The sequence below is a fragment of the Puribacter membranae genome, assembly GCF_055380425.1.
This window is the reverse complement of the sequence record NZ_AP040167.1, coordinates 1-19,746: the sequence shown is the minus strand read 5'-3', so window position 1 is coordinate 19,746 and position 19,746 is coordinate 1. Positions and strand designations below refer to the sequence as shown.

Annotated in this window: 20 protein-coding genes and 1 riboswitch; of the genes, 6 read left to right on the top strand and 14 right to left on the bottom strand. The window is 52.5% G+C overall.

The window, feature by feature from the left end; all coding sequences use genetic code 11:
- Positions 1-38: 38 nt before the first annotated feature.
- The 3 genes from ACZ41M_RS00100 to rplU all read right to left on the bottom strand — a co-directional run bounded on the left by ACZ41M_RS00100 (position 39) and on the right by rplU (position 2,782).
- Positions 39-1,952, bottom strand: a complete 1,914-nt coding sequence (locus ACZ41M_RS00100; protein WP_464730875.1) for an amylosucrase — start codon at positions 1,950-1,952, stop codon at positions 39-41.
- A gap of 190 nt (positions 1,953-2,142) precedes the next feature.
- Positions 2,143-2,397, bottom strand: a complete 255-nt coding sequence (gene rpmA, locus ACZ41M_RS00095; RefSeq protein ID WP_464730876.1) for a 50S ribosomal protein L27 — start codon at positions 2,395-2,397, stop codon at positions 2,143-2,145.
- A 73-nt stretch (positions 2,398-2,470) separates the two neighbouring features.
- Positions 2,471-2,782, bottom strand: coding sequence for a 50S ribosomal protein L21 (gene rplU, locus ACZ41M_RS00090; RefSeq protein WP_464730877.1), 312 nt, complete (start codon positions 2,780-2,782; stop codon positions 2,471-2,473).
- Positions 2,783-3,066: 284 nt separating this feature from the next.
- On the opposite strand from rplU, the gene hemN reads away from it, so the two are divergent.
- Positions 3,067-4,449 carry an oxygen-independent coproporphyrinogen III oxidase gene (gene hemN / locus ACZ41M_RS00085; protein ID WP_464730878.1) on the top strand — a complete coding sequence of 461 codons (1,383 nt, stop codon included), beginning with the start codon at positions 3,067-3,069 and terminating at the stop codon, positions 4,447-4,449.
- Positions 4,450-4,511: 62 nt separating this feature from the next.
- Here hemN and ACZ41M_RS00080 read toward each other — a convergent pair whose 3' ends face one another.
- Genes ACZ41M_RS00080 through ACZ41M_RS00070 form a run of 3 tightly spaced genes read right to left on the bottom strand, consistent with a single transcriptional unit; the run spans position 4,512 to position 8,187 of the window.
- On the bottom strand, positions 4,512-5,273 hold the full coding sequence (locus tag ACZ41M_RS00080; protein ID WP_464730879.1) for an ABC transporter ATP-binding protein: 762 nt from the start codon (positions 5,271-5,273) through the stop codon (positions 4,512-4,514).
- On the bottom strand, positions 5,270-6,253 hold the full coding sequence (locus ACZ41M_RS00075; protein WP_464730880.1) for a FecCD family ABC transporter permease: 984 nt from the start codon (positions 6,251-6,253) through the stop codon (positions 5,270-5,272). The genes ACZ41M_RS00080 and ACZ41M_RS00075 overlap by 4 nt, the downstream gene beginning before the upstream one ends.
- A 26-nt stretch (positions 6,254-6,279) precedes the next feature.
- Positions 6,280-8,187 (bottom strand): TonB-dependent receptor plug domain-containing protein, encoded by a 1,908-nt coding sequence (locus ACZ41M_RS00070; protein WP_464730881.1) that lies wholly within the window; start codon positions 8,185-8,187, stop codon positions 6,280-6,282.
- Positions 8,188-8,263: 76 nt separating this feature from the next.
- Positions 8,264-8,549: riboswitch (cobalamin riboswitch) on the bottom strand.
- Between the two features lie 139 nt (positions 8,550-8,688).
- On the opposite strand from ACZ41M_RS00070, the gene ACZ41M_RS00065 reads away from it, so the two are divergent.
- The 5 genes from ACZ41M_RS00065 to ACZ41M_RS00045 all read left to right on the top strand — a co-directional run bounded on the left by ACZ41M_RS00065 (position 8,689) and on the right by ACZ41M_RS00045 (position 12,213).
- A complete protein-coding gene (locus ACZ41M_RS00065) occupies positions 8,689-8,919 on the top strand; it encodes a hypothetical protein (RefSeq protein WP_464730882.1) in 231 nt (76 codons plus the stop codon).
- Complete coding sequence (locus ACZ41M_RS00060) at positions 8,916-9,224, top strand: cell division protein ZapA (RefSeq protein WP_464730883.1); 309 nt, start codon at positions 8,916-8,918, stop codon at positions 9,222-9,224. Before ACZ41M_RS00065 ends, ACZ41M_RS00060 begins: the two co-directional genes overlap by 4 nt.
- 7 nt (positions 9,225-9,231) lie before the next feature.
- Positions 9,232-10,443 (top strand): bifunctional phosphopantothenoylcysteine decarboxylase/phosphopantothenate--cysteine ligase CoaBC, encoded by a 1,212-nt coding sequence (coaBC, locus tag ACZ41M_RS00055; RefSeq protein ID WP_464730884.1) that lies wholly within the window; start codon positions 9,232-9,234, stop codon positions 10,441-10,443.
- A gap of 88 nt (positions 10,444-10,531) precedes the next feature.
- The gene (locus ACZ41M_RS00050) at positions 10,532-11,749 is read left to right on the top strand and encodes a ribosomal protein uL16 3-hydroxylase (protein WP_464730885.1); all 1,218 of its coding nucleotides are present in this window, start codon (positions 10,532-10,534) and stop codon (positions 11,747-11,749) included.
- Positions 11,750-11,913: 164 nt separating this feature from the next.
- On the top strand, positions 11,914-12,213 hold the full coding sequence (locus ACZ41M_RS00045; protein ID WP_464730886.1) for a hypothetical protein: 300 nt from the start codon (positions 11,914-11,916) through the stop codon (positions 12,211-12,213).
- A gap of 68 nt (positions 12,214-12,281) precedes the next feature.
- Here ACZ41M_RS00045 and ACZ41M_RS00040 read toward each other — a convergent pair whose 3' ends face one another.
- The 8 genes from ACZ41M_RS00040 to ACZ41M_RS00005 form a co-directional block, all read right to left on the bottom strand.
- Entirely contained in the window at positions 12,282-12,479 is a 198-nt protein-coding gene (locus tag ACZ41M_RS00040; protein WP_464730887.1) for a DNA gyrase inhibitor YacG, read from the bottom strand.
- Entirely contained in the window at positions 12,476-13,333 is an 858-nt protein-coding gene (zapD, locus tag ACZ41M_RS00035) for a cell division protein ZapD (protein WP_464730888.1), read from the bottom strand. Before zapD ends, ACZ41M_RS00040 begins: the two co-directional genes overlap by 4 nt.
- A gap of 11 nt (positions 13,334-13,344) precedes the next feature.
- Positions 13,345-14,064 (bottom strand): dephospho-CoA kinase, encoded by a 720-nt coding sequence (gene coaE / locus ACZ41M_RS00030; RefSeq protein ID WP_464730889.1) that lies wholly within the window; start codon positions 14,062-14,064, stop codon positions 13,345-13,347.
- Positions 14,065-14,077: 13 nt separating this feature from the next.
- Positions 14,078-14,926 carry a prepilin peptidase gene (locus tag ACZ41M_RS00025; RefSeq protein ID WP_464730890.1) on the bottom strand — a complete coding sequence of 283 codons (849 nt, stop codon included), beginning with the start codon at positions 14,924-14,926 and terminating at the stop codon, positions 14,078-14,080.
- Between the two features lie 2 nt (positions 14,927-14,928).
- Positions 14,929-16,191 (bottom strand): type II secretion system F family protein, encoded by a 1,263-nt coding sequence (locus ACZ41M_RS00020; RefSeq protein ID WP_464730891.1) that lies wholly within the window; start codon positions 16,189-16,191, stop codon positions 14,929-14,931.
- 10 nt (positions 16,192-16,201) lie between these two features.
- A complete protein-coding gene (locus ACZ41M_RS00015) occupies positions 16,202-17,437 on the bottom strand; it encodes a GspE/PulE family protein (protein WP_464730892.1) in 1,236 nt (411 codons plus the stop codon).
- 44 nt (positions 17,438-17,481) lie between these two features.
- Positions 17,482-18,762, bottom strand: coding sequence for an HlyC/CorC family transporter (locus ACZ41M_RS00010; RefSeq protein ID WP_464730893.1), 1,281 nt, complete (start codon positions 18,760-18,762; stop codon positions 17,482-17,484).
- 47 nt (positions 18,763-18,809) lie between these two features.
- Positions 18,810-19,746, bottom strand: a 937-nt coding sequence (locus ACZ41M_RS00005) for a polyprenyl synthetase family protein (RefSeq protein ID WP_464737474.1), incomplete at its 5' end; no start/stop codon positions are given.

Below are 19,746 nucleotides of genomic sequence, written 5' to 3'. Positions count from 1 at the left end.
GGTGTTATCAACGTGCGCCGATTACGGCTCAATGCGTATTAGGCTTTAATCTGGAGCCACAGCACTTGATACGGTTTCAGGCATAAATCCGCATCCAAAGCGTAATGCTCGCCACTGATCAAATCACGCGCCTGCGTCGGCATGGCGGACAGTACATGGGCCAGCACGGTTTGATCGGCTTCACTGAAATTGGCCAAAACCAAAACCGCATCATTGCGCAGATAGCCGAGCACATGCGGGTTTTTGCAGTCAAAAATGGTCAGACGCGCGCCAGACAACGCGTCGGTGTTTTTGCGCAGCTCAATCAAATGTCGTAAGCCCTGATAAATCTGCCCTGCGCTGGTGCTCAAGTCCGTACGCTGCGCGTAACGCGCAGCATCACGCGGTGGGCGATGCACCCAACGGCTGTCGTCCTGCTTATTCGGATCGCTCTGGTAACCAAAGTCATTGAGCGTACCGACCTCGTCCCCCAGATAGAACAACGGCAGGCCGCCACTGCTCAAAATCACGCTGTGCAGCAGTAAAATCCGCGCCACCGCATACGGGTCGCCCTGCTCCAAACCGACCAATGAAGCACACATGCCGCTGATGCGGCAGTCGCCGGTATTCGGATTGTCTTGGAACGGCACGCCGCGCGCGAAACTGCCCTCGTAGCGATTGACATAAAAGCGATTCAAAAATTGGCGATGGAAAAAACCATTGATGCCAAAATACGCCGCATCCTCATCGGCAAACGTCCAGCCAATGTCGTCATGGCACCGCACATAGTTCACCCACGCGGTATGCTCCGGCAGATTGTGACGGAAGGTCAGCGCCTGTTGCAGCAAATTCACCTCGCGCGTTGCCAAGGTATTCCACAACAAAGCCATTTGCAGCGGGTTGTACGACAACTGACACTCATTCGGCGCGATGTATTGCACCACTTTATCCGGATGCACGATCGCCTCGGATTTGAACAGCACACTCGGTGCGGCAATGCGCATCACTGCATTAAACGCCCGAATCAATGCATGCGCCTGCGGCAGATTTTCGCAATCCGTGCCCAATTGTTTCCAAATGAACGCCACCGCATCCATGCGCAAAATATCCACGCCCAGATTGGCAATGAACATCATCTCGCCCGCCATCGCGCGGAACACCCACGGATTGCTGTAATTCAAATCCCATTGGAACGAATTGAACGTCGTCCACACCCAGCGACCGTCCTGTAACTGAGAGAATGCACCCGGATGCTGATCGGGGAAGATTTCCCGCACCGTGCGGTCGTATTGATCCGGCATCCAGCGATCGGGGAAGATATAGTAAAAATTATCAAACATCGGATCGCCACCGGCACAGGCTTTCGCCCATTCGTGTTCGTTTGAAGTGTGATTGAAAATAAAATCCACCACCATCGTAATGCCGGCTTCGCGCAAAGCTTTGGCCACCTCGCGCAGATCGTCAATCGTACCGAGCGCCGGATTCACCTCACGGTAGCTACTGACGGCATAGCCGCCATCACTCTTGCCATCCGGACATTTGAACAATGGCATCAGATGCAGATAGGTCAGCCCCAGTTCTTTGAAATATGGAATCGAGTCGATGATGCCGCGCAGATTACCCGCAAACAGATCCACGTAGCACACACCGCCAACCATTTTGTTTGATAGGAACCAGTCGGGATCCGCTTCGCGTGCCGCATCCTGTTTTTTCAACGGTTCCGCACGCGATGAATAGCTCTGCCACGCCATCAGCATCAATTGATCCAACATCGGTAGCACTGCTTCATTCGTGCCGTACACATGATTGAGCTCCCACATCAGGGTTGGGAAATGAGTTCGCAACCGTTGGCTAAACTGCTGCCAATCCTCCGATTTTTCAACCACTGCGCGCTCCGGCGACGGATAAGTTGCCAAAATTTGGTTATGAATGTGTTGTAACGTCAGATCGACTTGTTGGGCTTGCGTGAGCATGATGAACCTCTTTGGTTAGATGGTTATGTAAACGATTAAACACCAACTATCTTATTGTAGAGCTGAGTTCACCCAAAATACAAACAAAAAATACATCAAAAACAAAAAAACTCCACGATTTTATTCGTAGAGTTTTTTATCAGTTCACAGTCAAATGACCGCAAACGCCGAAATACGGGGCAGAAATCGTTTACGATACGATGCTAACCACGCGACGCTTTTGTGCGCCTTTAACGGCAAATTGTACTTTACCTTCAACCAATGCGAACAAGGTGTGGTCTTTACCCATACCAACGCCTTCGCCTGGGTGGAATTCAGTACCGCGCTGACGCACGATGATGTTGCCCGGAACGATGTGTTCGCCGCCGTAAATCTTCACGCCCAAGCGCTTCGATTCTGATTCACGACCGTTACGCGTAGAGCCGCCGCCTTTCTTATGTGCCATGATGACATCCTTTTTTCAATCCCAAAGTCCTATTCGACTTCGGCGATAAACTTAACAAGTGCTCAATTAAAAATTAAGCATTCACCGTTTCAATCAACAATTCAGTGTAGTTTTGACGATGGCCTTGACGCTTTTGGTAGTGTTTACGACGACGCATTTTGAAAATGCGCACTTTGTCGTGACGACCTTGAGACAATACTTTAGCTACCACAGACGCACCAGACACCAACGGCGTACCCACAACCAAACCTTCGCCAGAACCCACGGCCAAGACTTCGTTCAAAGTCACTTGTTGTCCAATGTCAGCAGCGATCTGTTCTACTTTCAATTTTTGGCCAGCGACAACACGATATTGTTTGCCACCAGTTTTTATGACTGCGTACATTTAAATTCCTTTTACAAATATCCCCCGCACCATTACGAGAGAACTGGTAATTTTAAACATTTTTATCAATAAAATCAAGAACAAAAGCATTAAAACAACAAAATTGAGCGACCACAATTGTATTTTTCTCATAGTAAATCCGATCTGTGTGATGCGCCATCAATCCAAAGAGGCATGAACAATAACGGTTGATGTCTATATGGCTTATGGTGACATCCGCCCAGAGCCTATGGTTTTATCATACAATGACGCTTATTCCATTCAAGCTTTATGAAGATTCGATTATGACGGTTTCCCACCACTTAATTCACAAATACAATGTCGCCGGCCCGCGCTACACCAGCTATCCGACGGTTCCTTATTGGCAAGAGCAGGATTTCACCGTACCGGCCTATTTGCAGACATTGGCGCGCACCTTTATCGAATCCAACCAACACGACGGCATCAGCCTGTACATTCACCTGCCGTTTTGTGAAAGCCTGTGTACATTTTGCGCGTGTAACCACCGCATCACCAAAAATCACAGCGTCGAAGCCGGTTATATCGCCAATGTGCTGCGTGAATGGCGCATGTACATTGACGAACTGGCCAAACACAGCAATGAGCGACCACGCATTCGAGAAATCCATTTGGGTGGCGGCACACCAACCTTTTTCAGCCCGGAAAACTTAAACACGCTGCTCAACGGCTTATTTGAACATGCCGATCGCGCCGAAAACCACGAATTCAGCTTCGAAGGGCATCCGAACAACACCACCGAAGCGCATTTACAAACCCTGTACGATTTGGGCTTTCGTCGCGTAAGCTTTGGCGTTCAAGACTACGACCCGAAGGTGCAAAAGGCCATCAACCGCATTCAGCCATTTGAAAACGTCGCGCGCGTGCACGAAGCCGCCCGTCGCATCGGCTACACCTCCATCAGCCACGATCTCGTGTTCGGCCTGCCGCATCAGCAGTTGGACAGCATGCGCCACACCATCGAAAAAACCGCCAGCCTCGCGCCAGATCGTTTGGCCTTTTACAGCTACGCGCATGTGCCATGGCTGAAAAATAATGGCCAGCGCGGCTTCAATGAAGCCGACCTGCCCAGCGGCCCAGAAAAACGCGCCCTGTACGAATTGGGCAAAGAGCTGTTCGACACACTCGGCTACATCGAAGTCGGCATGGACCATTTTGCCCGCGACACCGATACGCTCTACAAAGCCATGATCGAAGGCCGCCTGCACCGCAATTTCATGGGCTATACCGAAACCAACACGCGCTTGATGATCAGTCTCGGCGTATCCTCGATTTCCGATACCTGGTACGCGTTTGCACAAAACGAGAAAAAACTGGACGATTACAACGCCCGCATCACCAACGGCGAATGGCCTTTGGTACGCGGCCACATTCTCACACCAACCGACCTGATCGTGCGCCAACACATCCTCAACATCATGTGCCGTATGCACACCGATTGGCGCGCCGAACAGATGCAACTGCCCGAACTACCGCTGATTATCGAACGCCTGAAATCCATGCAAGAAGACGGTTTGCTTGAAATTCATGATGATGGATTAACCGTTTTAGAAGTTGGCCGCCCCTTTATTCGCAACATCGCCATGGCGTTTGACCTGCGTTTGTGGGAAAAACAACCCGAGACTCGGCTGTTTTCAATGACGATTTAAGCAACATTCGCACTAAAAATCCGCGCAATCAAGCGCGGATTTTTTACACCCTCACAAACCCACTACCAAAAAACTCGCCCGTTCTCATCCAGCGCCACCTCCACCCCAAACGCCCGACTGAGCGTCTCCGAGCGCATCACCTGCTCACGCGCGCCCTGCGCCAAGACACCGCTCTCGCCCAGCAGCAACACATGCGTCGCAAACCGATGGACTTGATTCAAATCATGCACCGTCGCCACCACGGCGCCGTCGCATTCACATAAAAAACGCAACAGCCGCTGCTGCCACGCAATATCCTGCGCCGAAAACGGCTCATCCAGCAGCCACAGCCGCGTTTGCCCCTCAGACAACTGTGCGCGCAAGGCCGCCATCGCCCAAGTCAAACGCTGTCGCTCCCCGCCGGACAACTGATGCACCCACGCGCGCGCATGAGTCTGCAAACCAAACTGCGCCAATACCGCCAGCACCACCTCAATGGACGCCGACGCCGCCACACTCTGCAAAGCCTGCAACACCGTAATCGTGAACGGCTCCTCATACCGCTGCGGCACCCACACCCGCCAACGCGCTTGGGTCTGCACACTCAACTGCGCCAAACACGTACCCATCAACGTGATCTGCGCACCCAACTGCGGCTGATCGGCAACGGACGCGCCCAACAAAGCATGCAACAGGCTGGTTTTCCCCGAACCATTCGCCCCCAACACCGCCCAGCGCTCACCCTCGCGCACCGACCAATCAAACGGCGCGACCAACGTTCGCTCAGCAAAACCAATCGCCAACCGATCGCACTGCAACACCACGGGCAACGCAGACACACTCATGCCATTCCCCCTGATTTCAAACGCACCACCAATTGCCACGCCAAAAACGGCGCACCCAGCGCGATCGTCAGCACGCCCACCGGTAACTGCATCGGCGCAATGATCGTGCGCGCCAGCGCATCGGCCAACACCAACAACACACCGCCCCACAACACACACAGTACCATGACCGAGCGCATGCCCACATCGCGCTTGGCACAAAACAACTTCACAAAATGCGGCACGACCAAACCGATAAAGCCCACAGCGCCAGCCTCAAACACCGCCAAAGCCGTCGCCAAACCCGCCAACAGCAGCAACTGCACCCGCACCCGCTGCACCGGCACACCCACCGCGTGCGCCATCAGCGCACCGCGCATCAACACCATCATGCGTCCCGCCAGCGGCAATGCCAGCAGCAAACACAGCCACAGCCCCCACCACGCCACAAAATGCTGCCCCGAACCCGCCAAATCACCCATCAGCCAAAACAAACTGCCGCGCAACGCCCGATCGGGCAACATCAAAAGCAGCACGCTCACACCCGCATTCAAGGTCGCCGAGCACAACACCCCCAGCAACAACACAATCGAAATATCCCCTTCCAATCGGCTAAATCGACGCAAAATCAACCACATCAGACACAGCACCGCCACCGCACCGGCAAATGCCAAACCCTGCAACATCCACCACGCCAGCCCCAACACCGTTCCGACCAACAAGGCAAACGACGCACCACTGGCCGCGCCGAGCATATACGGTTCAGCCAACGGATTGCGCAACAGCGCCTGCAACATCACGCCCGCCAAAGCCAGCAAACCACCGACGCCAAAAGCCGCCAGCACACGCGGCATACGCAAGTGATAAAAAATATCGGGCGACGCATACGCGCCGCCCGAAGTCATCGCCCACAGCACCACGCATAGCGCCACACCAACAGAAACAGCCAGCCAAAAATGGCTGGCATGGCTGTCAATAAAGCGAGGCACACGGAGTTTCATGCAGCGCATCATTTAAATAACGACACTTACCACTGCGGCTTATAGTTCACCGAGAATAGGAAATTACGCGGCATGGCGTTATAACCCGCGATCGGCTCATATTTTCGGTCAAATACATTACCCACGGTCAAGCCCAGTTTCAAATCTTTGCGTGGCGAGTAGAACAACGACGTATTGAGCACACCGAAACCGGCCACTGTTTTATTACTCACGTCCTTCATATTACCTTGAACCGTCCAATCTGCTTGCGCCTGCCACTGTTTCCAAGTCTTACCTAAGCTAACATTAGCTAAAACTCGTGGCTGACGCAACCAACGTTCCTTAGTTTGAGCAAACTGAACATCTTGGTAAGTCAAACCGAAGTCAACATTCCAACCGCGATCTGCATACCAAGAATGCCACTCAACCCCTTTTGCACGAGAATCTGCATTTTGAGGAATATAAGCGCTATCCAAGTAAATTCGATTCTTATATTTATTGTGGTATAAGGTCACACGCGTGCCATATTTCTGACGGTCATACTGAACACCTGCTTGCGCATACTGAGCTTTTTCGACTTTCAGGTTTTTATTGCTAGCCCAAGAAGAACCATATAAATCCCAAAACGAGGGCGCTGTAAAACCATTGCTATAGCCTGCAAACACCTTGAGTTCTGGCGTAACATCATAACCATAGTTGATGGCTCCAGTTTCATAATGACCAAAGTCAGACAACTTATCCCAACGCCCGTTCAGTTGTAAATGATGACGGTTTTGATCTAAGTTGTAACCTAACCAAATACTATTTGTATCTCTTTTATTTTTTGAAAAATTATTAACCGTGTACGTATTACCATTTTTAATCGTTTGATGAGTATGCGATACGCCAGCAATCAATTTTCCCACATTCAAGTCAATTTGATTTTGCCAAGAAATACTTTGAGTTGTCGTTTTATCGTTAGTAACAAAGGGGGCAAAACTCGAAATACTTGTATTTTCTGCGTCTGTAACACCTTGACTCAATATTAATTGGCTTGACCAGTTGCTCATCAATTGATTATTACTATATGCCGTCAGCTGCTCAGTTTTGGCTTTTTGGTAATGAATCGCGGACGTACCTCCGAATAGTTCATCATAATCGTTATATCCATTGGTTTGATAGAATTTCACTCCGAACTCATTACGCTCATTGGGCGTAAAACGCACCGAAAGGTTACCACTGTTATTACGATAACCATCTTTATCTGGGTTGGCCACAGCGGCGTTTCGAGCACTTACTGCTTTAGCTTGTTCATGAGCTAAACCAGCGGATAGTTGAACCTTATCATTACCTGTGCTCACTTGCGCACTTGCTTGTTTTTGACCGTGAGAGCCAATAGCAAAGCGCACCTCCGCCTGTTGTCCCATTTGAGCTTTGCGTGTAAAAATCTGTACCAAGCCACCAGTGGCTTGCGAGCCATACAGAGCAGAAACATTACCACGAACGATCTCGACGCGATCAATCAAAGACAAGGGAATTTGCTCTAATGTCGCACTACCAAAAGACAAATTATTTAACGGGACACCATCTACCAAAATTAATGTCTGTTTTGTATCGCCGCCGCGCAAAGAAACTTGAGACAAATTACCTGTAGGACCATTTTGTCGAACGATAACCCCAGACTGCTGTCGAAGCAAACCAGCCAAATCAGTTACCGTTGCAGACTCAATATCCGCGCGGGTAATGAGCGTAGTGGAGTTGAGCGCGTCGGTCACAACCTGCGAAGTGCGCGCTGCCGAGGTGACGACGTCAGGCGCGCCGCTTTCTTGCGCCCATGCGTGTACTGAGTAGGCGGATAAAGCCAAAACCAAGCTCAATTGCACGGAAAAATTAGAGGAATGGGTAGGCATCTGCGAACCGTGGCGTTGATGACGCGCACGCGCAGATACCCCTGTCGAAGGGTATGTATTGTTCATTTTTGCTGTCCTTGGCCAAGCAACCCGCAAGGCATAGGGTTTACGATTTGAAGACTCGTGGTTTTAGTCATTGGAGCCTTCGGCAGTTCTATGAGCCGGTCTCCGGGCTGATTTCCCCTGTTTGACCCTTCCCATAAACGAATCAAGACTTCGCGCGTGGCGCGAGGATTTTGTTTACAGTGGATTGCCAAACGTTCGTGCGTGCCCTTTAATGGGCTGTGCAATGAAATCTACCGTTGCGGGTGCAGCATGGTTACGCGAATGAAATCGTTGAATAAACGCATCGGATCAACGCTCATCGCCTCCAGTTTCCCTGTTTCACCATAGTGATTAACTATGACACTCGTAGAATACCGACACTGTAATGGACTGCCTGTCAAAAATCAATCTTTTAAAATCCGCCAGATTTTGCGGTGTGTGTGGGCAAATTCGAGTAGAATTGGCAGATAGTCTCGTAAGCCGTTGAGATTGTTGTTTTTTACTTATTTTTTGACCTCGACCATGCTCAAACTGATTCAACTTTTAGAAGACAAATTGGCAACACTTTTGGACTTCGTGCGCCAACTGCAGGAGGACAACCGCCAATTGCGCGAGCGCGTTCAGCATTTGGAGCATGAAAAGCGGGCGCTGCAAGAGCGCATGAATACCGCACAAGCGCGTATTGATCGGGTGATCGCGCGCTTGAGCGACGGTTCGGCAGAATCTGACTCGGTTACTTCGGAGGACGAATGAGCCAAAAAGAAACACTAAACGTCAATATTTTGGGGCGCAGCTACACCCTGCTGTGCACGTCGGATGAAAAAGCGACACTGCTGGCCTCCGTCGCACTGGTCGATAAAAAAATGACCACGATTCATCAGCAAATGGGTTTATCTGGCCACGACAAAATCGCGGTATTTGCCGCCTTGCAAATTGCCAATGAATTGCTGCAACTCAATTTGCACAACAGCACCCAGCTCGAATCCACTCAGCGCATTGAGCAAATGGTTCAGCAGATTGACGACGCCATCCATCCGCCGCTCAACTCATTGATCTAAGCAGCCCATGAAACACATCCTCTTAGGCATCAGCGGCGGCATCGCGGCGTATAAATCCGCCGAGCTGGTACGTCTTCTGCGTAAACAAGGCCTGCGCGTATCCGTCGTCATGACCGATGGCGCGAAAGAATTCATCACGCCGCTGACCCTCGCCACACTCTCGGGCGAGCCGGTATACGACTCGCTGTGGGACAACCGCAGCGGTACGGACAGCAACATCGCCCACATCAATCTGAGCCGCGAGGCCGACGCCATGCTGATCGCACCGTGCACGGCCAATGTCATGGCGAAAATCGCCCACGGCATCAGCGACGATTTGCTGACCAATCTGGTCTTAGCGCGTGATCCGGCCAAATGCCCGCTCGCCATCGCACCCGCTATGAACGTACAAATGTGGGGTAATCCTGCGACCCAGCGTAATCTGGCACAAATTCGTGCCGACGGCATTCACATATTTGGGCCGGCGAATGGTGAACAGGCCTGCGGCGAAATCGGCGATGGTCGCATGATCGAGCCGACCGAGATTTTATCGCTACTGCCACGTCTATTCACACCGCAAGTATTGGCGGGTAAACGGGTGTTACTCACCGCCGGCCCGACGTTTGAAGCAATTGATCCCGTGCGCGGCATCACCAATCATTCGAGTGGCAAAATGGGCTACGCACTGGCACAAGCGGCTGCAAATGCAGGCGCGCACGTGACCTTAATTTCCGGTAAAACCGCACTGCCCGCACCGTTTGGTGTGACGCGCATTGATGTGCAATCGGCCGACGATATGCTCGCCGCCTGCCAAGCGCAATTGGACGGACAAGACATATTCATCGCCGTCGCCGCCGTTGCCGACTGGAAAGTCGCTCAGGTTGCTACGCAGAAAATCAAGAAAGCTTCGACCGACGACGTACCGAGTTTGAATTTTGTACAAACGCCCGACATCCTCGCGACCATTGCCGCGCAACCGAACGCGCCGTTTTGTGTCGGTTTTGCCGCCGAATCGGAAAACGTAATCGAATACGCGCAGGCCAAGCGTTTGAAAAAGAACATTCCGCTGATCATTGCCAACCAAGGACCGAGCACTTTTGGTAGCGAGTACAACCAAGCCAGCCTGATTTCCGAGAATGGCGTGCAGGCGCTGCAAAAAATGCGTAAGGACGATTTGGCGCCGCTGTTGATTCAAGCGATTGCCGAGCAATTCGCCCTGCACCAAGCAAAAAAGCCTTAACCGTTCGAGCAAACGCATTGGCATACATGCCATTGACATAGCTTTTCACGCGATTCATTCATTTTTCGACTCATTCACGAGGCACATCATGCGCAGCAAAAAAACCAACCCCCCGCTCTGGCAGCAGTTGGGGGACTTTTCACGAACGCCTGCGGGCAAGGATTGGCCGATGCTCAATGGCCAACCGATTCCGCTGGGCGGCATGTCGGTACAGACTTTTTTAAAAGAGTACTGGCACAAAAAACCGTTGTTGATTCGCCAAGCGATTCCAAATTTCCAAGCATTTTATCAGCCGCAGGATGCGATCGATGCCTTGCAAAATGAGGCGATCGAATCGCGTTTGGTGATAGACGACGCGCAAAACGGCTGGTCGCTGCAACACGGCCCTGTCAAGAAAAAAGCCATCCCCTCGCGCAAACAAAACCGCTGGACGGCATTGATTCAGGGCGTAGACCTGCATCATCCGCTCGGCCACGCGTTGATTAATCTGTTTCGCTTCATTCCCGACGTGCGTTTGGATGACTTGATGATCAGTTTCGCCACCGACGGCGGCGGCGTCGGGCCGCATTACGACGCGTACGATGTGTTTTTACTGCAAGGCTATGGCAAACGCCATTGGCGCATTTCTCAGGAAACGGATCGCAGTATTCGCCCGAATCTGCCGGTACGCATTTTGCAACACTTCACACCCGAGCAAGACTGGGTGCTGGAGCCGGGGGATATGCTCTATCTACCGCCACAATACGCACACGACGGCATCGCGGTGGGCGACTGCATGACCTACTCGATCGGTTTTCGCACGCCGAGTTACCAGGAGTTGGGCGTCGCGCTGCTGCAATTTATCGAGGACAATTTGGAACTGTCCGGCCACTACGCCGACCCGAATTTGAAATACCAAAATACGCCCGCGCAAATTCCGAACGAGATGATTAACGACATCAGCAAGCGTTTGCAAGAAATGCGCTGGGACAAAGACTGGGTGACCGAGAGCCTCGGCTGCTACCTATCCGAGCCCAAACCGAGCGTGTTTTTTGACCTGCCGAGCAGTTGCACCTTGGCGCAGTTCAAAAACCGCATCAAAAAGCAGGGTCTGCAATTGGCCTTCGCCACCAAAATGCTGTACCGCGCACCATGGGTGTTCATCAATGGCGAACATTTCGTCGCCGATGGCGTAGACGCCGAGGTGTTGCAACAACTGGCGAACCAGCGCGCCTTGTCTGCCGAGGAGATTGGCTCCATCACCAAAGACTCCGAATTATGGGCAGTGTGGCACGATTGGTACGAGCAAGGCTGGTTTTTGGCGTAAGCGCAATCCGATTACGTTGCGTAAAAAAGCGGCGGTTCCGCACGCGCACAGGATTTTTTCTTTATAATTCGCTACCTGTGTTTAATGACGCAGCGTTTTTACGTTGCTGCTTTACTACTTTAACCCGTGAACCGACTCACACATTTTTATTTTAGGAGTTTCCCATGAAAAAATTCTCACTGATCGCCGTATTGCTCTCAGCCGGTATTTTAGCCGCCTGCGGTGGCGCGAACCAAAAAGCAGAATCTGCTGTTGACGCCACTAAAAACGCCGCTGCCACCGCAGTAGATGCAGGCAAAAATGCAGCCGCAGGCGCCGCAACAACTGCAGCCGATGCAGCCAAAACCGCAACCGGCGCAGCTGCTGACGCGACCAAAAACGCGGCTGACGCTGCCAAAACAACAGTAGACAAAGCCGCAGCCGATGTCAAAGAAGCGGTTCGCACGGCCGATGGCAAACAGTAATCGCCCGTAGTTTTACGATTCGTACAAAAAACCGTCAGTCTCTGACGGTTTTTTACATTGATTTGAGATTAGTGTGGTGCATCATCCAGCGGTGTATGCACATTCAGCCCATCGTCTTCCTCAATCACGGGGATGCGAAAACTTTCCTGCGACCAAGCGCCTAAATCGATGAGACGGCAGCGCTCTGAACAAAACGGTCGAAACGGCGAACGCGCATCGTATGCGATTTCCCGACGACAGGTCGGACACTTGACTCGTACACTCATAGCGCACTGTAAAACGGATGAACTTGTTCGCGCTGCGCCACCGGCGAAGTGGCCGGCACGCCGCACAAGCCGAGACGAAAAGCCACTTCCTCCTGCATGGCGTGTTGCATGGTTTTTGCGCTTGAGCGCACACTCACCACAGGCGCGGCGAAGCGCAGCCAAATGACGTGCTTGTTGGCACTAAAGTCGGGAAGATAATTGCTGGTGTTGGCAAATTCGACGCGCATGATGTCAAATTTACGACCGGATAATGGCTGTTGATAGGCGTACGAATGCGTCACACAGTCCTTGGTCAAAGCCAAATTGCGCGACAGTTGCAACAACAACGTCACCGCGTCAAACATCGGCGCAAACGGCTGTATCCACTCTTGCAAATCATTGAGCCGGCGCTGTTCGGAGTCCTGTAACCATTGATAATAGAAGCCCATGTCAAACGAGCATACGCTGGCGGAGACCACCAAACGGCTTTTGATATTGATCAACCACTCATTGTCAGCCAAGTTGCCGCCAAATTTGGGCGACTGCTCAATTTGTTTATACGCATCAACCAAACGCAAAATCGTTTGATTGAGTTTGTCTTCCGACACATCTGGGGAGCTGAAATATTGGCTCAGTGCTTGCTTGTAGCGCGCCAATTCGGAGAGCAAATCACCTTTGACATCGTTGCGGAACGAAAAATCGTAAATATCCAGCAGGGTCAAAATCGCGGTGTGATGGTCTTCTTTCGTCGTTGAACGCAAATAGTATTGCCAACGGTGCAGCAGATTTTCAATGCGCAAAAACGTCCGAAACCGCTCATTGAGCGGAAACTCGAAAGTGATTTTTGAGTCCGACGTTGATACAAATGGGGTCATGCCTACCTTTGTCAATTTTGCTTACATTGCTTCTGCGCACACAATGCGTTTATATAATTGGTCAGTATATCGACTTGACGGCTTAGATTCAAGCGATTGGGCGTATTTTGACGATTATCAATCAGCGCATTGGCGATGGCTCGACGCTGATCGGGTGAAGCTTGCGCCGAAATGATGGCCTTAATCGTTGTCACATCCATCTGCGGGTTACGCGCTTGGACACGCTGCAGTTGCACCTCTGATTCGCAATCAACCACCACGATCCAATCCAAACGCGCTTGCCAACGCTCACTCTCCACCAACAGCGGAATATCATACACGATGCACTTGGCCTGCTGCGCCAAATGCCTCGCCTGCGCAAACACCTCTTGCTCAATCATCGGGTGCAAAATCCCCTCCAGCGCCGCGCGTTCCGATGGTTCGGCAAACACGCGCTCGCGGATAAAGGCACGGTTGAGCGCACCGTCCGCAGCCATCGCCGCAGAACCAAAGTACGCCACGATCGGCGCGATGGCACGACCGCCGGCTTGAGTCAATTCATGCGAAATACGATCCAGATCAATCACCGCAAAGCCATGCGACTGCATGAGCTGCGCCACGGTCGATTTGCCCGAACCAATACCGCCGGTCAAACCCACATTCAGCACATGAGCGGGCAACTCGGCGCGTTCGGTCATCATTCGCAATGATGGGCGTAAATACGGACGCAATATCTGCAAAACACCTTTCATAAAGCCCCCTTCATCATTGCCACCCCGCAAAAATCAGCGTATGTTGCCACAGCACAATGAGCGCCGTCGCCATACTGATAAACGGTCCGAACGGAATGCGCACCCTGCGCAAATCCCGTAAATCTTGTGCCTCCACACGATGCGTCACGCGCGCGCGCCCTAAAAATCGTACGCCGCCATACATCAAACCCGCCACGCAAGCCAATAGCAATACCGTCGGCACATGCACCAAACCCAACCACGCGCCCACCGCAGCCAGCAATTTCGCATCGCCCAAACCCAGTCCGACTTCGCCGCGCCATTTCAGATACAACACATGCGGCAGATACAGCAAAACATAGCCCAACACCGCACCCCAAACCGCATCGTCCAAACTCATCGGCGCAAACCACGCCCGCAGCAACAGGCCTGTCCACAGCAAACCGAGCGTCAACACGTCGGGCAGCAATTGATACAAAGCATCCATCCAGTTCAACACCCACAAGGCGTACAACAAAACAAACAGCGCCAAAGCCTTCACACCGATGCCAAACAATGACAGGCACGCGATGGCAATCAATACCGTACCCAACTCAATCCAAAAATAACGACGCGGAATCGGCGCATGACAAAACGCACAACGACCTTTGAGCCATATAAAACTCATCAGAGGCACATTCTGCCACCACTTGAGCGGCGTGTGACAATTCGGGCAATGCGAAGCCGGCACAGCGATATTAAACGCGCCCTTGCTCGAATCCACTTCATCAGACGCCCGCACAATCTGCATCGGCAATCGATACACCAACACATTGGCAAAACTGCCCAACGCCGCCGCGCACAGCAGCAGCCAAAACCACGCGAACCCATCAGCCCATGCCATGATCACATGCCCATATTCAGAATCGGCAGATACAGCGCGATCACCATAACCGCAACGGTCACACCGACCACAACCACCATGATGGGCTCGATCAAGGAAGACAAGCGCTTGATTCCCTGCTCAACCAAAAACTCATTGTGCTGTGCGTGTTGCAACAACATAGTAGACAGCGAGCCGGACTCTTCGCCGATTTGCACCCGCTGAATCAAACTCGGCTCAAAAATCGGATACTGCGTCATGGCCAGCGACAGGCTGTGGCCATTGAGCACGTCCTGAATCACCGCGCGAATCGATTGGCGCATCGTCACGCTGGACACCGTTTGCGCCGAGGTCTCCAGCGCCTGATACAGCGGCACGCCCGACTGATACAGCAGACCCAAGGTACGGGCAAATTGCGCGTGCCACGCTTGCCGCAGCAATCGTCCAATCAGCGGAATCCGCATCCGCCAGCGATCCAAAACGCCCTGCCAACGCGACTGTCGCCAACGCGCCAGCAACGCCAGCAATAGCCCAATCAACGCCAGCCAAATCAGCCAATTGTCGCGTATGCTGTGTGAGATTTGGATCAAAAACTGAGTCAACCACGGCAAAGTTTTGCCCTGAGTACGGTACACCGACTCAAACACCGGCACGATAAAGGTTAAAATGAGCGTCCAGACCAAAATTGCGGCCAAGAACACAAAAATCGGATACCACAACGCAGTTTGAATCTGCGAACGGATGCGTTGACGCTGCTCCTGCGACTGGACGATGTTGCGCAAGACCTCGGACAAGCGCCCCGACTCCTCACCGCTGGCGATCAGATTGCAGCTCAATTCATCGAAAATTTTTGGATGATGACGCAGCGCGGTGTGCAGGTTTTCACCACGCTCCACATCCAGACGAATGGTTTGTATGATGTTGCGAAAATACGGTTTCGGCTCGCTGTACAACTGCACATCCAAGATGCGCAACAATGGCACGCCCGAATCGTACAACGTGGATAATTCCTGTAAAAACCGCGTCACTTCGCGTGTGGACACGCGTCGCAGCCACGGCTCACCGGAGTGACGAATCGTCAGCGCAATAATGCCGCGCTGATGTAATTGCGCACGCACCGCATCCTTGTCCACGCCATACAGCACGCCCGATAAATCCTGCCCCGCGCGGTTTTGTCCGCGCCAGGTGTAGCGTTTTAAAGCCGGAACGGGCTGGGGCGCAGACCGACTATGGGCTGATGCTGACGGATTTGGGCTGCTTGGGGGATTCGGCGGTGCGGTATTCATGGTCACCTTGTTACAATGTGGCCGACATGACTTCTTCGAGCGAGCTGATGCCCGCCACCACTTTACGCAAACCGGCTTGGCGCAGGTTTAAATAACCTTCTTCTTGTGCCAGTTGGCTCAATTCTTGCGACGACGCATTGCGCGCGATCAGTGATTGCATACTCGGCAAGACCGGTACGACCTGAAAAATCCCGATGCGCCCGATATAGCCCGTACCATAACATTGCTCGCAGCCATTGGGCGCGAATGCTTGCCAATCGGTCTGTTGCGCTTGTGCCTCGTCCATTCCCGCACTTTGCAGCAAATATGCATCCAGCTTGACCGGCTTTTTGCACGAACACAGTCGCCGCACCAAACGCTGCGCCACAATCAAATTGACCGATGCCGCCACATTGTAGGGCGTCACGCCCATCTGCATCAGGCGGGTCAGCGCCATCGTTGCATCGTTCGTATGCAGGGTTGAAAAGACCAAATGCCCCGTCTGTGCGGCTTTGACCGCAATATCGGCGGTTTCCAGATCGCGGATTTCACCGACCATCAAAATATCGGGGTCTTGGCGCAAAAACGCGCGTAAAGCGGTGGCAAACTGCACACCGGCTTTTTCATTGATACTGACTTGATTGATGCCGTGCATGAAAATTTCTACGGGGTCTTCGACGGTGGAAATATTCACGCCCTCGTGATTGAGCACATTCAGACAGGCGTACAACGACACGGTTTTACCGCTACCCGTCGGCCCCGTCATCAGCACCATGCCGTGCGGGTGTTTGAGCGTTTCTTCCACGATGCGCAATTGCTCCGGCTCGTAGCCCAGACCATGCAAATCCAGCGTGGTATCCTGCGCATTCAAAAAGCGCACCACCACTTTTTCACCGAACAAAGTTGGCAAGGTGCTGATGCGACAATCCACCGACTGATTCGGCGTGATCGTTAATTTCAGCCGACCATCTTGCGGCAAACGTTTTTCGGCAATGTCCAACTGCGCCATGATTTTCAGACGCACGGTCAGCTGCTCACGCAAATTTAGATCAGGGCGCGCCACTTCATGCAGCACACCGTCAATACGCGCACGGATGCGAAAATCCTCGGCAAACGGTTCAAAATGCACGTCGGATGCGCGCTCGCCGACCAAGCGCGCGAGTAAATCCTGAATATAACGCACCACTGGCGCGTCCTGCGCATCAAAAATCTGCGTACCTGCGCCACTGACCGCGCTAACGAGAGAAACCGAGCGAATAACGTTCACCGTGCTTTCCTATGAATAATGATTGAACGCGCCTATTGGCGAGCTCAATGCGAGGTTTTTTTCTGTTTGTTGAGGCGAAACAGACGCGCACTGCGCACGCCCTGATCATCCACGTGCACGACTTCCACCACGCAGTCGTTAAAACGCAAACTGACTTGCGCATCAGGGATGTCTTGCAATTCTTCCAAAATCAAACCATTGAGTGTTTTGGGCCCATCCAAGGGCAGATTCAGTTTCAAACGGCGGTTGACTTCACGCAACGAGGTTCCCGCATCAATCACCACCGAGCCATCTTCGCCCCATACCGTGCGACTTTGACCACCGTGTCCCGCCGAGGTGAATTCGCCGACCATTTCCTCAATGATGTCCTCCATCGTCAAAATCCCCAGCACCTCGCTGTACTCGTCCACCACCACGCCGAGCCGCTGTTTGTCCTCCTGAAAATGCTGCAACTGCTCAAAAATCGCGGTCTCGGACGGGATGAAATACGGTTTGCTCACGCTGTTGCGGATTTCATCGATGGTCAAGGAGCCGTCCTCCAAGTGATGCAAGGCTTTGCGGATGTGAAAAATCCCCAGGATGTTGTTCAATTCGCCGTCGTACACCGGCAATTTATTGTGGTAGCAGGTCACCAATTGATGGCGGATGGTGTCAATATCGTCATTGATGTTCAGCGCCTCGATTTTCGAGCGCGGCGTCATCAGATCGTTGACCTCCACTTCCTCCAAATCAAACAGATTGACCAAAATGCTTTTGTGCTTTTTCGGCATCAACGGCGTTTGCTCCAGCACCAACGCACGGATTTCTTCGCTCGATAGCGTTTCTTCGTCCGGCTTCGGATTGATGCGCATCAAACGCAGCAAGCCATTGGCAAACAAATTGGTGAACCATACCGCCGGATAGATGATGGTCAGCAACGGCTTGAGAATCAGGCTGGCGGGCAGCGCAATTTTTTCAGGATAGGCCGCACCGATGACTTTCGGCGTCAGCTCACTAAAAATAATGATGGCAAACGAGATAAGTGCTGCGGCAATCGACAAGGCATATTGATTGTTCCCCCAGTAGTGCGCGGCAATCGCACCGGAGAACATCGCGGAAATCGTATTGATCACATTATTGCCGATCAAAATCACACCGAGCAAACGCTCGGTTTGTTCGAGCAATTCCTGTGTCCGTATCGCAGCTCGGTTGCCCTGCTTGGCCAAATGGCGCAAGCGAAAACGATTGATCGCCATCATCGAGGTCTCGGCGATCGAGAAAAACCCAGCCACCGCCAGCAAACCTACTAAAATTAAAATCTGTGCCCAAAGCGGGAGCGTATCCACAGTTGTTCCTTTAGATTGACGAGTCGCAATTGTTGCGCAAAAACGGCTTACACATCACGCGCCAGCGAGTAATCCGCCAACGCCAGCAAGGTTTGCTTGAACTCAGATTCCGGCAAAAAGTCCAAAGCGGCTTTCGCTGCCGCCACTTCATGCTCGGCTTTTTGATGCGTGTAATCCAGCGCGCCTTTCGACTTGATCGCGTTCAAAATCGTGGTGAAGTCGGAATGCGCCTGATCAATACCGCCATTCTCAATCGCCGCTCGCACCATCGCTTTTTCCGCATCCGAACCATTTTCCAGCACATAAATCAGCGGCAAAGTCGGCTTACCCTCGCGCAAATCGTCGCCCACGTTTTTACCCAAAACCGCCGTATCGCCCGCGTAATCCAAAATATCATCGGCCAACTGGAACGCCGCGCCCAGATGACGACCATAAGCAGCACACAACGCCTCCTGCTCCGCCGTACAACCGCTCATCACCGCGGCCAACTGCGCCGAAGCCTCAAACAGTCGCGCGGTTTTATAATGAATCACCTGCATATAGCGCGCCTCGGTCACGTCAGGATCGTGCACATTGAGCAACTGCAAAACCTCGCCTTCGGCAATCACATTGGTCGCGTCGGCCAAAATCTCCATCACGCGCATGCTCTGCACGCTGACCATCATCTGAAACGAGCGCGAATACAAAAAGTCACCGACCAGCACGCTGGCCGCATTGCCAAACATCGCGTTCGCCGTCTGCCGCCCACGGCGCAGATCCGATTCATCCACCACATCATCGTGCAACAGCGTGGACGTATGGATAAACTCCACCACTGCCGCCAGCGTGTATGCCGAATGCGGGCACGCATTTTGCAGCGCGCGCGTGAGCAGCAGATGAATCGCCGGACGCAGACGTTTGCCGCCTGCCGAAATCAAATACTCCGAAATCTGGTTCACCAGCGGCACTTCCGAGTGCAAGGTCTGGCGAATCACTTCATTGAGC

Bases quoted from the DNA above. Each gene is read 5' to 3' on its own strand.
- ACZ41M_RS00100 (WP_464730875.1), bottom strand. From the start codon at position 1,952: ATGCTCACGCAAGCCCAACAAGTCGATCTGACGTTACAACACATTCAT.
- rpmA (WP_464730876.1), bottom strand. From the start codon at position 2,397: ATGGCACATAAGAAAGGCGGCGGCTCTACGCGTAACGGTCGTGAATCA.
- rplU (WP_464730877.1), bottom strand. From the start codon at position 2,782: ATGTACGCAGTCATAAAAACTGGTGGCAAACAATATCGTGTTGTCGCT.
- hemN (WP_464730878.1), top strand. From the start codon at position 3,067: ATGACGGTTTCCCACCACTTAATTCACAAATACAATGTCGCCGGCCCG.
- ACZ41M_RS00080 (WP_464730879.1), bottom strand. From the start codon at position 5,273: ATGAGTGTGTCTGCGTTGCCCGTGGTGTTGCAGTGCGATCGGTTGGCG.
- ACZ41M_RS00075 (WP_464730880.1), bottom strand. From the start codon at position 6,253: ATGAAACTCCGTGTGCCTCGCTTTATTGACAGCCATGCCAGCCATTTT.
- ACZ41M_RS00070 (WP_464730881.1), bottom strand. From the start codon at position 8,187: ATGAACAATACATACCCTTCGACAGGGGTATCTGCGCGTGCGCGTCAT.
- ACZ41M_RS00065 (WP_464730882.1), top strand. From the start codon at position 8,689: ATGCTCAAACTGATTCAACTTTTAGAAGACAAATTGGCAACACTTTTG.
- ACZ41M_RS00060 (WP_464730883.1), top strand. From the start codon at position 8,916: ATGAGCCAAAAAGAAACACTAAACGTCAATATTTTGGGGCGCAGCTAC.
- coaBC (WP_464730884.1), top strand. From the start codon at position 9,232: ATGAAACACATCCTCTTAGGCATCAGCGGCGGCATCGCGGCGTATAAA.
- ACZ41M_RS00050 (WP_464730885.1), top strand. From the start codon at position 10,532: ATGCGCAGCAAAAAAACCAACCCCCCGCTCTGGCAGCAGTTGGGGGAC.
- ACZ41M_RS00045 (WP_464730886.1), top strand. From the start codon at position 11,914: ATGAAAAAATTCTCACTGATCGCCGTATTGCTCTCAGCCGGTATTTTA.
- ACZ41M_RS00040 (WP_464730887.1), bottom strand. From the start codon at position 12,479: ATGAGTGTACGAGTCAAGTGTCCGACCTGTCGTCGGGAAATCGCATAC.
- zapD (WP_464730888.1), bottom strand. From the start codon at position 13,333: ATGACCCCATTTGTATCAACGTCGGACTCAAAAATCACTTTCGAGTTT.
- coaE (WP_464730889.1), bottom strand. From the start codon at position 14,064: ATGAAAGGTGTTTTGCAGATATTGCGTCCGTATTTACGCCCATCATTG.
- ACZ41M_RS00025 (WP_464730890.1), bottom strand. From the start codon at position 14,926: ATGGCATGGGCTGATGGGTTCGCGTGGTTTTGGCTGCTGCTGTGCGCG.
- ACZ41M_RS00020 (WP_464730891.1), bottom strand. From the start codon at position 16,191: ATGAATACCGCACCGCCGAATCCCCCAAGCAGCCCAAATCCGTCAGCA.